This window comes from Bradyrhizobium sp. CCBAU 53421, assembly GCF_015291625.1.
In the GTDB taxonomy this organism is placed as follows: domain Bacteria; phylum Pseudomonadota; class Alphaproteobacteria; order Rhizobiales; family Xanthobacteraceae; genus Bradyrhizobium.
This window is the reverse complement of record NZ_CP030047.1, coordinates 2,158,391-2,172,539: the sequence shown is the minus strand read 5'-3', so window position 1 is coordinate 2,172,539 and position 14,149 is coordinate 2,158,391. Positions and strand designations below refer to the sequence as shown.

General features: G+C 64.6%; 13 protein-coding genes. 8 read left to right on the top strand and 5 right to left on the bottom strand.

Annotated elements, in window-relative coordinates; all coding sequences use genetic code 11:
* Window positions 1–250: 250 nt before the first annotated feature.
* From XH92_RS10280 to XH92_RS10260, 5 genes are all read left to right on the top strand, one after another.
* Complete coding sequence (locus XH92_RS10280) at window positions 251–811, top strand: LemA family protein (protein ID WP_092124555.1); 561 nt, start codon at window positions 251–253, stop codon at window positions 809–811.
* A 34-nt stretch (window positions 812–845) separates the two neighbouring features.
* Window positions 846–2,096 carry a M48 family metallopeptidase gene (locus XH92_RS10275; RefSeq protein WP_194459110.1) on the top strand — a complete coding sequence of 417 codons (1,251 nt, stop codon included), beginning with the start codon at window positions 846–848 and terminating at the stop codon, window positions 2,094–2,096.
* 247 nt (window positions 2,097–2,343) lie between these two features.
* On the top strand, window positions 2,344–3,087 hold the full coding sequence (locus XH92_RS10270; protein WP_050403965.1) for a hypothetical protein: 744 nt from the start codon (window positions 2,344–2,346) through the stop codon (window positions 3,085–3,087).
* Window positions 3,088–3,195: 108 nt separating this feature from the next.
* Window positions 3,196–3,864 (top strand): hypothetical protein, encoded by a 669-nt coding sequence (locus XH92_RS10265; protein ID WP_194459109.1) that lies wholly within the window; start codon window positions 3,196–3,198, stop codon window positions 3,862–3,864.
* A gap of 141 nt (window positions 3,865–4,005) precedes the next feature.
* Window positions 4,006–4,945 (top strand): IS630 family transposase gene (locus tag XH92_RS10260; RefSeq protein WP_371817871.1). Its coding sequence is split into 2 segments (ribosomal slippage): window positions 4,006–4,341 and window positions 4,343–4,945, totalling 939 coding nucleotides; the frame shifts between segments, so codons are not numbered across the junction.
* A gap of 123 nt (window positions 4,946–5,068) precedes the next feature.
* On the opposite strand, the gene XH92_RS10255 is transcribed toward XH92_RS10260, so the two are convergent.
* Complete coding sequence (locus XH92_RS10255; protein ID WP_018273383.1) at window positions 5,069–5,608, bottom strand: adenine phosphoribosyltransferase; 540 nt, start codon at window positions 5,606–5,608, stop codon at window positions 5,069–5,071.
* Between the two features lie 14 nt (window positions 5,609–5,622).
* A complete protein-coding gene (locus tag XH92_RS10250; RefSeq protein ID WP_194459108.1) occupies window positions 5,623–7,788 on the bottom strand; it encodes an anthranilate synthase component I in 2,166 nt (721 codons plus the stop codon).
* Window positions 7,789–8,118: 330 nt separating this feature from the next.
* Between XH92_RS10250 and XH92_RS10245 the strand changes: the two genes are divergently transcribed.
* On the top strand, window positions 8,119–9,117 hold the full coding sequence (locus XH92_RS10245; RefSeq protein WP_194459107.1) for a VOC family protein: 999 nt from the start codon (window positions 8,119–8,121) through the stop codon (window positions 9,115–9,117).
* 56 nt (window positions 9,118–9,173) lie between these two features.
* On the opposite strand, the gene XH92_RS10240 is transcribed toward XH92_RS10245, so the two are convergent.
* The 3 genes from XH92_RS10240 to petA all read right to left on the bottom strand — a co-directional run bounded on the left by XH92_RS10240 (window position 9,174) and on the right by petA (window position 12,721).
* Entirely contained in the window at window positions 9,174–9,848 is a 675-nt protein-coding gene (locus XH92_RS10240) for a dienelactone hydrolase family protein (RefSeq protein ID WP_194459106.1), read from the bottom strand.
* Window positions 9,849–10,045: 197 nt separating this feature from the next.
* Window positions 10,046–12,118, bottom strand: a complete 2,073-nt coding sequence (locus tag XH92_RS10235; protein ID WP_194459105.1) for a cytochrome c1 — start codon at window positions 12,116–12,118, stop codon at window positions 10,046–10,048.
* A gap of 72 nt (window positions 12,119–12,190) precedes the next feature.
* The gene (gene petA / locus XH92_RS10230; protein WP_194459104.1) at window positions 12,191–12,721 is read right to left on the bottom strand and encodes a ubiquinol-cytochrome c reductase iron-sulfur subunit; all 531 of its coding nucleotides are present in this window, start codon (window positions 12,719–12,721) and stop codon (window positions 12,191–12,193) included.
* Window positions 12,722–12,998: 277 nt separating this feature from the next.
* On the opposite strand from petA, the gene XH92_RS10225 reads away from it, so the two are divergent.
* Window positions 12,999–13,478 (top strand): tRNA (cytidine(34)-2'-O)-methyltransferase, encoded by a 480-nt coding sequence (locus XH92_RS10225; RefSeq protein WP_194459103.1) that lies wholly within the window; start codon window positions 12,999–13,001, stop codon window positions 13,476–13,478.
* A 10-nt stretch (window positions 13,479–13,488) separates the two neighbouring features.
* On the top strand, window positions 13,489–14,121 hold the full coding sequence (queE, locus tag XH92_RS10220) for a 7-carboxy-7-deazaguanine synthase (RefSeq protein WP_194459102.1): 633 nt from the start codon (window positions 13,489–13,491) through the stop codon (window positions 14,119–14,121).
* The last annotated feature ends 28 nt before the right edge of the window (window positions 14,122–14,149 follow it).

Here is a 14,149-nt window from a genome sequence, read left to right as displayed (position 1 = left end):
TGCGTCGTCCCGGCGAAGGCCGGGACCGATACGCCGCGGCCCGCGGAAGGGGCACAAGCGGCGTCGGCTTTGCTTCATCATCAAGATTGGTGGTTATGGGTCCCGGCCTTCGCCGGGACGACTCAGCATAATTGAACCAATCCCGGTGCTCTTCCGACCAAGACAATGCCCACCTTTCCGCGGCGGGCTGCCCTGCGCCCCGATCTTGGGTTACGGTGCCGCCGTTTCGTCCATCAGGAGCTGCCCTGTCATGTCGACCAGCTGGATCGTTATCGGCGTCATCGTGCTTCTCGTGCTGTTTGCGTTCGGCGCCTACAACCGCCTCGTCGCGCTTGGCCAGCGGGTCAGCCAGGCCTTTGCCGACATCGATGTGCAACTCAAGCAGCGCCACGACCTGATCCCGAACCTGGTCGAAACCGTGAAGGGCTATGCCGCGCATGAGCGCGGCACGCTCGACGACGTCATCAAGGCACGCAACTCGGCGATCTCGGCGCAGGGTCCGGCCCAGGTGTCGGCGGCGGAGAACCAGCTCTCCGGCGCGCTCGGCCGGCTGATCGCGCTGTCGGAGGCCTATCCGGACCTCAAGGCCAACGCCAATTTCCAGCAGCTCGCCTCCGAGCTATCCGATCTCGAGAACAAGATCGCCGCCAGCCGCCGCTTCTTCAACAACGCGGTCCAGGAATACAACACCGGCATCCAGCAGATGCCGGCTGCCCTATTCGCCGGCATGTTCGGCTTCACCCGCAAGGATTTCTTCGACCTCGGCGCCAGCCGCACGGAGGTCGAGGCGGCACCGAGCGTGAAGTTCTGAGGCGCAACGCGCGCCGGCGAGAGGCTGCTCGGTCATGGCCGCCTATGGTCTCTACACGCATATCGCATCGAACAAGTTTCGTTCGATGCTGCTGCTCGCCGGCCTGTTCCTACTGATCTACGTGCTGGTCTATGCCGGCGCGCTGGTCGCGGAGGTGTTGATCGATAGCGGCCGCACGGTCGACTATTACCTGGCGCACGCCTCGCGCGATCTCGTCTCCGCTTTGCCCTGGGCGACGGTCGCGGCGGTGGCCTGGATCGTGATCGCCTATTTCTTCCACCAGAAGATGATCGACGCCGTCACCGGCGGCGAGAGCGTGACGCGGCAACAGCAGCCGCGGCTCTACAATCTCCTGGAAAACCTCTGCATCTCGCGCGGCATCCCGATGCCGAAACTGAAGGTGATGGACAGCCCGGCGTTGAACGCGTTCGCGACCGGGCTGAACCCGCGGCAATACGCCATCACGGTCACCACGGGTCTGCTAAGAGCACTGAACGACCAGGAGATCGAGGCCGTGCTCGGCCATGAGCTCACCCATATCAAGAACGGCGACGTGCAGCTGATGGTGATCGCGGTGATCATCGCCGGCGTGGTCGGCTTCTTCGGCGAGCTGTTCTTCCGCCTGTTCACGAACCTGTCGTGGAACTCGAGCGGCGGCAGCGGAGGCGGCTGGTCGTCGTCATCCTCCTCGTCATCGAGGTCTTCCTCGGACCGCGACAGCAAGGGCTCGGGCGGCGGCGCGATCGTCGTGATCATCATCGCGGTCGCGCTGATCATGCTGGCCTGGCTGCTGTCGCAGGTGGTCAAGCTCGCATTGTCGCGCTCGCGCGAATTTCTCGCCGATGCCGGATCGGTCGAGCTCACCAAGAACCCCGATGCGATGATCTCGGCGCTGCGCAAGATCGAGAACCGCGGCGAGCTGCCGGACGCCACCTCGGCGGTGATGGAACTCTGCGTCGACAATCCGCGCGAGGGTTTTGCCGACCTGTTCGCCACCCACCCGTCGGTGAAGTCCCGGGTCGATGCGCTGGTGAAATATGCCGGCGGCCACGATCCCGGACCGCTGGCGTTGCCGGATGAGGCGGGGCCGCAGGACCAGCCGTCCGCGGCAGGCGACCCGCCGCCGGTCACCCACGGCCCAACTCACGGTCCATGGGGCGACACGCCGCCCGCACAACCGAACAATCCGCCGCCGCTACCCGGCGCCGGTCCCGCACAGGGACCATTGGGACCGCTCGGTCCGCTCCAGGGACCGCTTCAAGGACCGTGGGGCCGCCGCCGCTGAGCGCGCCAGCTCTTTGATCGGGCATGATCTCCGTGCAAACGTGGCGTTTGTCGCGAGGAAAGCCGCTTCGCACATTTCCGGATCATGCCCCTAGGCTACTCAGTCCATTAAGGAAATCCCCACCAAACCGACCGTGGGCGCCTTAAGGAATTGAATTCTCCCTCGTTTCTGCCATGTTCGCGCCCAAAGCAGTGTGGGGACTTGCCGATCGCCATCGCGGTCGGGAGCGCGCTTTCAAGGGATTTCCATGGCAAAGCCGGTTGTGATCGTGGTGGGCGCTGACAAGGGCGGGGTCGGCAAGACCACCGTCTCGCGGACGCTCCTGGACTATTTCAGTGCCAACAACGTGCAGACCCGGGCGTTCGACACCGAGTCGCCGCGCGGCACGCTGAAGCGCTTCCACCCCGAGATCACCGAGATCGTCGACATGACGACGACCGCGGACCAGATGAAGATCTTCGATACGCTCAACTCGGGCCCGGCGGTCACCGTGATCGACGTCCGCGCCGGCCTGCTGTCGCCCGCGCTGGCCTCGCTGCGCGACATCGGCTTCCTCGACGCCGCGCGCTCCGGCCAGATCACCTTCGCCGTGTTCCACATCCTCGGCCCGTCGATCGCCTCGCTGGACGAGATCGCCGAGACCGCCAACTTCATGGGCGGCGCGAAATATTTCCTGGTGAAGAACTTCATCAACGACACCCAGTTCTTCCAGTGGGACCAGGCGACCTACAATTCCTACTTCCATCGCATCAAGGATGCGGTGGACCTGACCATCCCGAAGCTCAACGAAATGGCCTATGAGCAGGTCGAAGTCTCCTCGGTTCCGTTCCTGAAGTTCGTCGCCAACAAGGGCATCAACGACGACGCCGCGAACTACTCCTTCGTGCTGCGCGGCTATGTCCGGCACTGGCTCGCCAATGTCTGGAGCGAGTACGACCGGATCAAGCTGACCGACCTGGTCGGCGCCAAGGCGGCCAAGGGCGAAAAATAACCGCGCGCAACGCAGCGAAAAAGTCGCGCCGGGGGCCAGCGAAAAAATCGCGTCCGGGGGCGGCGATGGGGCTGGATTAGGCGAAAATTTGGCCTGATATAGCGGACGATGTCGTCCACGCCCGTTTACATCATCTGCTCGCCCCGCCCGCAGGTCGGCAAGACGCTGATCGCGCGGCTGCTCGGTGAATTCCTGCTGCTCAAGAACGGCGACGTCGTCTGCTACGACATCAACCTGAAGGAGCCGTCGCTGCTCGACTATCTGCCGCGGATCACGGAAACCGCCGACGTGATCGACACCTACGGCAAGATGCAGCTGATGGACCGCGTCATCGTCAATGACGGCATCGCCAAGGTGATCGACCTCGGCTACCACGCCTTCGATGAATTCTTCAAGATGTGCGACCAGATCGGGCTGATGAAGGAGGCGCTGCGCCGCCGCGTCTCGCCGGTCATCCTGTACGTCGCCGATACCGACCGCGCCTCGGTGCACGGCTACCAGACGCTGGCCGGCATGATCCCGCCGAACTCGCTCATCGTCATCGACAACGAGTTCGTGGTGCGTGGCGAGCTGCCGCCGGTCATGACCGCCAGTCGGGTGCTGCGCTTCCGCGCGCTGCCGGTGTTCCTGAAGACCTATATCGACCGGCTGACCTTCTCCTTCACCGGCTATCTGCGGCAGGAGAAGGACTCATCGACCGAACTGCATCAGTGGATCCGGCGGAATTACACCACGTTCCGCGATCTCGAACTGAGCATGCTGCTGCAGCGGGGATAACGCTACTCCCTCGCCCCGCTCTTGCGGGGAGAGGGTTGGGGTGAGGGGCTAAAGCGGGATGAGTTTAGTCTGAATCGATTTGGGATTCCCAAATCAGCTGGTTTCTGATTCATCATGCTGGCTGGACGGAGGCCAGCATGGATGGGCAAGCCGTATTCTCTGGATCTTCGCAAGCGTGTGGTAGCCGCGATTGAGGGCGGAATGTCCCGCAATCAGGCCGCCAAGCAGTTTGGGGTGGCGATCAGCACGGCCATCGGTTGGATGAAGCGGGTCGATGAGACCGGCAGCGTTGAGCCTGGCCAGATCGGCGGCTACAAGCCGAAGGCAATTTCGGGCGAGCATGCGGTCTGGCTGTCACAACGGATCAAGGACGGCGATTTCACCATACGTGGTCTCGTCGCCGAGCTTGCCGGACGTGGTCTGAAGGTCGACTACCACTCGGTGTGGGACTTCGTGCATGCCGAGAAGCTCAGCTTCAAAAAAAAGCGTGGCGGCTGGGGAACGCGATCGACCCGAGGTCGCGCGGCGGCGAGCCCAGTGGGCAAAGTATCAAGATCGCGTCGAAGCTGAGCGGCTGGTCTTCATCGACGAGACCTGGACCCGGACCGATATGGCGCCCTTGCGGGGATGGGCGCCGCGCGGGCGCAGACTTCACGCCAAGGTCCCCCACGGCCGCTGGAAGACCATGACCTTCCTGGCGGCCCTGCGCCATGACCGGATCGATGCGCCATGGTTCATCGAGGGGCCAATCGACGGCGTGAGCTTTCGCACCTATGTCGAGAAGGTTCTTCTGCCTGTCCTTCGACCCGGCGATATCGTCATCTTGGACAACCTCGGCAGCCACAGGAGCAAGGCGGTTCGCCAACTCATCCGTTCGGTCGGCGCCAAACTCTTCTTCCTGCCAAAATACTCGCCCGATCTGAATCCGATCGAACAGGTCTTTGCCAAGCTCAAGCAACTCGTCCGCAAAGCTGCCGCGCGAACCGTCGACGCGGTCTGCGCCGCAATCGGTCACGCACTCGAGGCCTTCACATCCGTGGAATGCGCCAACTACCTGAAAAACTCAGGCTATCGAACCTAATGCCATCACGCTTTAGCTCCGCAAATACAATCAGGCTTGGAGCGCGCGGAGACTCCCCCTCACCCGGATCGCATTGCCATGCGATCCGGCCTCTCCCCTCAAGCGGGGCGAGGCAAGAGAAGATTAGTGCCCCTCGAACGCCATCAGCGTGCGCACCGGCACGTCCATGGCGCGCAGCTTGGCCGCACCGCCGAGATCGGGCAGGTCGACGATGAAGCAGGCGGCAACCACGTTGGCACCGATCTGGCGCAGCAGCTTCACCGCGCCCTCCGCGGTGCCGCCGGTCGCGATCAGATCGTCGACCAGGATCACGCGCTCGCCGGGCTGCACGGCGTCGGCGTGCATCTCCATCTCGTCGATGCCGTATTCCAGCGAATAGGCAATCCGCACCGTGGTGTGCGGCAGCTTGCCCTTCTTGCGGATCGGCACGAAGCCGGCGGAGAGCTGATGCGCCACCGCGCCGCCGAGGATGAAGCCGCGGGCCTCGATGCCTGCGACCTTGTCGACCTTCGCCCCCGCCCAGGGGTGCACCAGCTCATCGACCGCGCGGCGGAAGGCACGGGCGTCCGCGAGCAGCGTCGTGATGTCGCGAAACAGGATGCCCTTCTTCGGGTAGTCCGGGATGGTGCGAACGGTCGCCTTGATGTCGTGGTCGAAGGTCATTGATCTCGCAATCCTCAATTGGCCGGCGGATTAAGCCGGAATGCATTCTCGACAATGCGCAGGCCCACCTCGTTGCCGAGCGACATCAGCGATTCCGGATGGAATTGCACGCCGCCGACCGGCAGGGTCTTGTGCTCGATCACCATCGCGACGCCGTCTTCGGTGGTCGCGGTCACCGCCAGCACCTCGGGCACGCTGTCGCGCTCGACATAGAGCGAGTGGTAGCGGCCGATCACGATCTCATTCGGCAAATTGTGCATCAGCCTGCCGCCGCGCACCAGGACACGCGAGGGACGGCCATGCGCGGGCTGGCCGAGCTGGCCGAGCTCCCCGCCGAAATATTCGCCGATCGCCTGCACGCCGAGACAGACGCCGAAGATCGGCAGCTTCTTCTCCAGCGCGGTGTCGATGGTCTTGGCGATGCCGAAATCCTCCGGGCGACCCGGCCCGGGCGACAGCACCAGCAGATCCCAGCCCTTCTTCTTCAGCATGTCCTGGGCATGGATGTGCCGGACCACGGTGACGTTGGCGCCGACCTGGCGGAAGTAATCCGCCAGCATGTGCACGAAGCTGTCGTCGTGGTCGATCAAGAGCACGTTCTTGCCCGAGCCGGTAGCGTCGGGCGCGAAGTCCGACAGCGGCTTCGGCGGATCGCCGCGCAGCGCCTGAAACAGCGCCGCGGCCTTGACCTGGCACTCGCGGTCCTCGGCCGCGGGATCGGAGTCGAACAGGCAGGTGGCGCCGACGCGCACCTCGGCGAGGCCGTCCTTCATGCGGATGGTGCGGATGGTGAGGCCGGTGTTGATGCTGCCGTCGAAATTGACGCAGCCGATCGCGCCGGCGTACCAGCGCCGCGGCGACCGCTCATGATCCTCGACGAATTGCATCGCCCACAATTTCGGCGCGCCGGTCACGGTCACGGCCCAGGCATGGGTCAGGAAGGCGTCGAGCGAATCGAAGCCCGGCCGCAGCATGCCCTCGACGTGGTCGACGGTGTGGAACAGTTTTGAGTAGGTCTCGATCTGCCGCCGCGCCAGCACCTTGATGGTGCCGGGCACGCAGACGCGCGCCTTGTCGTTGCGGTCGACGTCGGTGCACATGTTGAGCTCGAACTCATCCTTCTCCGAGTTCAACAGTTTACGGATCTGCTCGGCATCGCCGATCGAATCCGAGCCGCGCGCGATGGTGCCGGAGATCGGGCAGGTCTCGACCCGGCGGCCGTCGGAGCGCACGAACATCTCGGGCGACGCGGAGACCAGGAATTCGCCGTCGCCGAGATTCATCAGCGCGCCATAGGGCGACGGGTTGATCCGGCAGAGCCGCTGGAACACTTCCGCCGGCGAACGCTCGCAGGGCTCGGCAAACAATTGCCCGGGCACCGCCTCGAACAGGTCGCCGCGGGCGAACGCCGCGCGGGCGACCTCGACGGTCGCCTGGTATTCACCCGGCGCGTGATCGGCAAAGCCCTGCCGCCCGGTCTTGGCGTAGAGGCTCGGCGCGGTTTCGTTCGACAGGCCGGCGGTGGATTTGCCCTTCCACGCGAACTCGTAATTCAGCGCCACGCCGCGGCCGGTGGCGCGGTCATAGGCCAGCAACCGGTCCGGCACGTAGAGCACGATGTCGCGCTGGTCGGCCTCGCGGGCGCGCTTCTGCACGAGGTCCTCGATCTGGAACACGAGGTCGTAGGCGAAGGCGCCGAACAGGCCGAGCAGCGGATCGGCATTGGATGACAACGCCGCCACCATGTCGCGCACCAGCGACATCACGCTGGCGCGGCGGGTGCGCTGATCCTCCTCGACCGGCGCGGCGCCGCGGATGATATGACCGGCGAGCCGCGTTGCGCTCCGCTCCGAGATCACGACGCAGGGCTCGCGCAAGACGTCGCCGAGGAAGGCGATCAGCACCTCGCCGCGCGGGTTGAGCGCCTGCAACGAAAAGTCGGTGCCTGAGGTCTCCAGCACCAGCGGCGGATCGGCGAAGCCGAGGTCAAAGCTCTCGTAGCGGCCGGGCACTGTCGTGCCCGAGGACAGCACCACGCCGCGGCGGCGGTCCAAGAGCGCGATCAGGTCGTCGAGGCGGTTGGCGCCGCCGGTGAATTGCTCGACCACGCGCGCGACCGCAAGGCCGCCATTGGTCAGGTATTCGCTCTTGGCCGGCAGGGAGAAGACTGTCCTGTTCATGTGATCCTCTTACGAGACTTGGGAAGAGAGCGCCACACAGGACAAACGAAGGGACCGTCGCACTGCGATGGCGACCTTCGACGTTTGTGAAAAAAGAAAACGCACCGGCCACCTATGAGAAGGTGGGCCACCAACGACGGGATGGACTGGCAACGGTGCTCATGGCCGTTACTCACCACCCGCCGCGCGCCGTGTCAAGGGATCGCCCATTCCCCTGCCCCAAGGCGGGACGGCATTTTCGGGGTTTGAAGCGACCGGAATCCGCGTAGGATTTGTCGAAATGGCGGCCGGTCAGCCGCCCAAAAAACAGACAGAATGGTGGAGACGCAGATGCCGATTTTGGGTCTCGGATATGCCGGCTTCGGCTCCGACGCGCTGGACGACTGGCGGCAATTCGGCACCGGCCTGGTCGGGCTGCAGGCGATCGAGCGCGGCAACTCGCTGCTCGCCTTCCGGATGGACGACCGCAAGCAACGCATCGTGATCGACCGCGCGCAGGGCGAAGGGACGAGGTTCTTCGGCTGGGAGCTGGCGGACGCCGCAGCGCTCGACGCGCTGGCGGCTCGGCTGGAGCGCGCCGGCGTTGCCGTCACCGCCGAGCCGCAGGCGCTCGCAGATAGCCGGCGGGTCCGCGGATTGATCTCGTTCCAGGACCCGGCGGGCAACCGTCTGGAGGCGTTCCATGGCCCCGAGATCGACGACACGCCGTTCAAGCCGGGACGCTCGATCTCCGGCTTCCGTACCGGCGCGCTCGGGCTCGGCCACGCGGTGCTGACCGTCGAGAACATCGCACCGGTCATGAGCTTCTATGTCGACGTGCTCGGCTTCGGCCTCAGCGACTACATCGAAAAACCGTTCCGCGCCTATTTCTTCCACGTCAATGCGCGTCACCATTCGCTGGCGCTGATCGAGACCGGGACCAACGGCATGCATCATCTGATGGTGGAATTGTTCTCGCTCGACGATGTCGGTCAGGCCTACGACATCGCGATGAAGGAGGACCGGGTCAACGTCACGCTCGGCCGCCACACCAACGATCTGATGACGTCGTTCTACGCCAAGTCGCCGTCAGCCTTCATGGTCGAGTGCGGCTGGGGCGGCCGCGAGATCGATCCTGCGAGCTGGACGCCGTTCGAGATGTATGACGGCCCAAGCCTTTGGGGCCACGAACGGGTCTGGCTGTCGGCGGAGGACCGCGCCGTCGCGCGCGAGATGCGGATGCGCGCCGCCGCCGAGGGCAAGCGCGCCCCGGTGCAGGTGCTGGAAGGCAATTTCAAGCTGATGTCGGGCACCTGCCCGTGGTGGGACGGGGTGAAGGCGGAGAGTTGACTCACCATCGTCGTCCCGGCGAAGGCCGGGACGACGATGGTGATCGCGAACGCCGCCTACCCCAGATGCTTCTTGAAGAAGTCCGTCGCACGGTCCCAGGCCAGTTCCGCACACTGCCGGTCGTGCACCGACAGGCGCTGCTCGTTGCCGAAGCCGTGCTCGGCGTCATAACGGTACAGCTCCAGCGATTTGCCGGCGGCCTTCATCGCCTTCTCGAAACCATCGACCAGCGCCGGCGTGCACCAATCGTCCTTGGTGGCGAAATGGCCCTGCAGCGGAATCCGAACGTCCGCCGGCTTGGCCGCCTGCTCCGGCGGAATGCCGTAGAACACCACACCGGCCGTCAATTCCGGTATCTTGGTGGCGCCGATGATGGTCACGGCGCCGCCGAGGCAGAAGCCGGTCAGGCCGACCTTGGCGCCGTTCTTGCCGAGATATTGCGCGGCGCCGCGCACCGTCTGCGTGGTGGCGTCCATGAAGTCGAGCGAGTTCATCTCTTTGCCGGCCGCGTCGGTGTCGTGATACGGCACCACCTTGCCCTTGTAGAGATCGGGCGCCAGCGCATCGAAACCGGCCCGTGCGAAGCGGTCGCACATGCCCTTGATCTGGTCCTGCAGCCCCCACCACTCCTGGATCACGACCACCCCGGGCGCGTTGCCGCGCGCGGCATTGGCGAGATAGCCTGACGCTTCCTTGCCGTCCGGACGCTTGAAGTTGATGCTGGTACCCATGAGTTCCTCCGCAATGTTTGCCGGCTGATTGGCCGGCATTTTGTCCGTACTCGATGGCGGACGCAATCGCCCTGCCGCCCCCTCGCGCACTCGTCATGACTGCGGAAGCACGAGCGCGCTTCCCGCAAACCAAGCCTCGAACACGCACAAACAAAAAAGCCCCCGAAGGGGCTTTTTCAAACGCGCGACGGTTGAGCTCAGTGAGCGTCGGCCCAGACCTTGCGCTTGGTGAAGTACATCAGGATGGCGAACACCACCAGGAAGAAGAACACCTGCATGCCGATCCGCTTGCGCGCTTCCATGTGCGGCTCGGCGGCCCACATCAGGAAGGTGGTGACGTCATGCGCGTACTGCTTGACCGTCGCCGGCGAGCCGTCGTCGAAGGTCACCTGACCGTCGGACAGTGGCTTCGGCATCTTGATGGCGTGGCCGGGGAAGTACTTGTTGTAGTACGAGCCTTCCGGGATCGTGACGCCGGCCGGAGCCTTGTCCTCGAAGCCCTGCAGGATCGCGTCGACGTAGTCGGGGCCCTGCTCCTGGTACTGGCTGAAGAAGTCGATCACGAACTGCGGGAAACCGCGTTTGTAGGACCGCGCCTTGGTGATCAGCGAGAGGTCGGGCGGCGCCGCGCCGCCATTGGCTGCGCGTGCGGCCTGCTCGTTCGGAAACGGCGACGGGAAGTAATCCGCCGGGCGGCCCGGGCGCTCGAACATCTCGCCCTGGTCGTTCGGGCCGTCCTTGATCTTGTACTCGGACGCGAACGCGGCCGCCTGCGCCTCGGAATAGCCGGGGCCGCCGGCATCGGCGAGGTTGCGGAACGCGACATAGGAGAGGCCGTGGCAGGCCGAGCAGACCTCCTTGTAGACCTTCAGGCCACGCTGCAGCGAGCCGCGGTCATACGTGCCGAGAGGACCGGAGAACGACCAGCTCTGGGCCGGCGGGGTGTCGCCGCCCTCCTCGGCCCTGGCGTTCTGGGTGCTACCGGCAAACAGGCCACCGGCCACCACCAGCGCGAGCATCACCGAGGCTGCGGTCACGGCCCTGCCCTTGCTCTTCGCCAGCACGTCGTCGGCGATCGAGTTCGGCACCGGGCGCGGCGTCTCGATGCGGGCGAGCAGCGGCAGCACGATCAGGAAGTAGGCGAAGTAGCACACCGTCAGGATGCGGCCGGCGATCACGTAGATGCCTTCCGGCGGCTGCGAGCCGAGATAACCGAGCAGGATGCAGACCACCACGAAGATCCAGAAGAACTGCTTGGCCAGCGGACGATACTTCGACGAACGGGTCCGTGCGCTGTCGAGCCAGGGCAGGAAGCACAGAATGATGATCGCCGAGAACATCGCCACGACGCCGGCGAGCTTGTTCGGGATCGAGCGCAGGATCGCGTAGAACGGCAGGTAGTACCATTCAGGCACGATGTGCGCCGGGGTCACGCCCGGGTTCGCCGGGATGTAGTTGTCGGCGTCGCCGAGGTAGTTCGGCATGTAGAAGATGAACCAGGCGAAGAAGATCAGGAAGCACGACACACCGAACGCGTCCTTGATCGTCGCATAGGGCGTGAACGGAACGGTGTCCTTCTCGGTCTTGGCCTCGACGCCGGCCGGGTTGTTCTGACCCGCGACGTGCAGCGCCCAGACGTGCAGCACGACCACGCCGGCGATCACGAACGGCAGCAGATAGTGCAGCGAGAAGAAGCGGTTCAGTGTCGGGTTGCCGACCGAATAGCCGCCCCACAGCAGGGTCACGATGCTCTCGCCGAAATACGGCACGGCCGAGAACAGGTTGGTGATGACGGTGGCGCCCCAGAAGCTCATCTGGCCCCACGGCAGCACGTAGCCCATGAAGCCGGTCGCCATCATCAAGAGGTAGATGATGACGCCGAGGATCCACAGCACCTCGCGCGGCTCCTTGTACGACCCGTAATAGAGACCGCGGAACATGTGGATGTAGACGGCGAAGAAGAACATCGACGCGCCGCAGGCATGCATGTTGCGCAGCAGCCAGCCGTAGTTGACGTCGCGGACGATCAGCTCGACCGACTTGAAGGCGAGATCGGCGTGCGGCGTGTAGTGCATCGCCAGGATCACGCCGGTCAGGATCTGCAGCGCCAGCATCATCGAAAGGATGGCGCCGAAGGTCCACCAGTAGTTCAGGTTGCGCGGCGTCGGATAGGCCACGAAGGAGGAGTGGATCAGGCCGAAGATCGGAAGACGCCGTTCGATCCACTTCAAGGCGGGGTTGCTCGGTTGGAAATCAGATGGTCCGCTCATTGATGCGATCCTGAAGAAGAAAAACGACGCGATGGGTCCAAGGGGAAGCCGAAATCCCGGAGGGTCCGGGACTTAGCCGATCTGGATTTTGGTGTCGGAAAGGAAGGCGTAGGGCGGCACCGCCAGGTTGGCGGGCGCCGGCCCCTGGCGGATACGACCAGAGGAGTCGTACTGCGAGCCGTGGCAGGGGCAGAAGAAGCCGTCGTAATTGCCCTCATGGGCGATCGGGATGCAGCCGAGATGGGTGCAGATGCCGATCACGACCAGCCACTGGTCATGGCCTGCCTTGACGCGGGCCGAGTCGGGCTGCGGATCGGGCAGGCTCGAGAGCGCCACGCTCTGGGCCTCCTGGATCTGCTTCTTGGTGCGATGGCTGATGTAGATCGGCTTGCCGCGCCAGAAGACCTTGATGTCCTGGCCCTCGGCGATCGGCGTCAGATCGACCTGGATCGGCGCGCCGGCCGCGATCGTGGCGGCGTCCGGGTTCATCTGGGCAACCAGCGGCCAGACGGTGGCGGCTGCGCCGACCGCGGCGGCAGCTCCGGTTGCAACAAAGAGAAAATCACGGCGTGTCGGATGGTCCGCCGAAGACGCTGTCGTCACGATTCCTAGCCCTTTCTTTTCTGCAGCCGGTGGAACCGCCCCGGAGACGCAGGACGCGCCCCAAGAAAGGCTGCCGGCGCCCGCGGCCCCCGCGGCGGCAGAAAACCGCTATTCCCCACCCCAAATGGCGGAACAGCAGTCCAGAATCGTTCTATTGGCACCCTTGCCGGACGAGCGCAAGCCCGCTATCGGCTCGCACACGTGCAATGCACGAAATCCGCGCCGAGCGATGTTTTATTGAGACAATTTCATCCGGATTTCACAGGTCGCCCGCACCATGCAGATCGCGCTGTTCCAGCCCGACATCCCCCAGAATACAGGGACGATTCTGCGCCTCTGCGCCTGCCTGGACGTCGCAGCCCATATCATCGAACCGGCGGGATTCGACACCTCGGACCGGAATTTCCGCCGGGCGGGTATGGACTATCTCGACCATGTGCGGTTGAAGCGTCACGACTCATGGTCGAAATTCGAGGAATGGCGGGCCGAGGCCGGATGCCGACTGGTCCTGTTCACGACCAAAGCGGCGAAATCATACCTTGATTTCGCGTATTCGGCCTCCGATGTGCTGCTGTTCGGGCGCGAAACGGCAGGGGTGACCGACGCGGTGGCGGCCGTCGCGGACGCGCGGCTGCTGATTCCGATCAAGCCGAGTTTGCGCTCGCTCAATGTGGCGGTCACCGTGGCCATGGCAGTCGGTGAGGCGCTGCGACAGACAGGATTTGCCGGTTCAGGAATTGCCGGTTCGGCAACTTAAGGGATTTTTGGTGAGCTACGCGGTCAAGGAGATCTTTCTCACCCTGCAGGGCGAAGGCGCCCAAGCGGGCCGGGCCTCCGTGTTCTGCCGCTTCGCCGGCTGCAACCTCTGGAGCGGCCGCGAGCAGGACCGCGCAGGCGCCGTCTGCCGGTTCTGCGACACCGATTTCATCGGCACCGACGGCACGCTGGGCGGTCGCTATACGACCGCCGAGGAGCTGGCCGGCACCATTGCGGCGCAATGGACCGGGGGCCACGCCGACCGCTATGTGGTGCTGACCGGCGGCGAGCCGTTGCTGCAGGTCGACACGGCGCTGATCGAAGCCCTGCACGGCCACGGCTTTGCGATCGCGATCGAGACCAACGGCACCATCGCCCCGCCCGACGGGCTCGACTGGATCTGCGTCAGCCCGAAGGCCGCCTCCGAGCTCGTGGTGCGCAAGGGGCACGAGCTCAAGCTGGTCTATCCGCAGCCGGAGAACGCGCCGGAGGATTTTGCCGGGCTCGCCTTCGAGCGCTTCTCGCTGCAGCCGATGGACGGCCCCGATGTGATCGAGAATACCGAGCGCGCGATCGCATACTGCCTGAAGCACCCGCAATGGCGCCTCAGCGTGCAGACGCACAAGACGCTCGGCATTAGATGATGAACTACTCAGAACTGGATTGTTGAAC

Excerpts from the sequence above, each read along its gene's own strand:
- XH92_RS10245 (WP_194459107.1), top strand. The coding sequence starts at position 8,119 with ATGCCGATTTTGGGTCTCGGATATGCCGGCTTCGGCTCCGACGCGCTG.
- XH92_RS10255 (WP_018273383.1), bottom strand. The coding sequence starts at position 5,608 with ATGACCTTCGACCACGACATCAAGGCGACCGTTCGCACCATCCCGGAC.
- XH92_RS10275 (WP_194459110.1), top strand. The coding sequence starts at position 846 with ATGGCCGCCTATGGTCTCTACACGCATATCGCATCGAACAAGTTTCGT.
- XH92_RS10280 (WP_092124555.1), top strand. The coding sequence starts at position 251 with ATGTCGACCAGCTGGATCGTTATCGGCGTCATCGTGCTTCTCGTGCTG.
- XH92_RS10240 (WP_194459106.1), bottom strand. The coding sequence starts at position 9,848 with ATGGGTACCAGCATCAACTTCAAGCGTCCGGACGGCAAGGAAGCGTCA.
- XH92_RS10235 (WP_194459105.1), bottom strand. The coding sequence starts at position 12,118 with ATGAGCGGACCATCTGATTTCCAACCGAGCAACCCCGCCTTGAAGTGG.
- XH92_RS10265 (WP_194459109.1), top strand. The coding sequence starts at position 3,196 with ATGTCGTCCACGCCCGTTTACATCATCTGCTCGCCCCGCCCGCAGGTC.
- XH92_RS10225 (WP_194459103.1), top strand. The coding sequence starts at position 12,999 with ATGCAGATCGCGCTGTTCCAGCCCGACATCCCCCAGAATACAGGGACG.
- XH92_RS10270 (WP_050403965.1), top strand. The coding sequence starts at position 2,344 with ATGGCAAAGCCGGTTGTGATCGTGGTGGGCGCTGACAAGGGCGGGGTC.
- XH92_RS10250 (WP_194459108.1), bottom strand. The coding sequence starts at position 7,788 with ATGAACAGGACAGTCTTCTCCCTGCCGGCCAAGAGCGAATACCTGACC.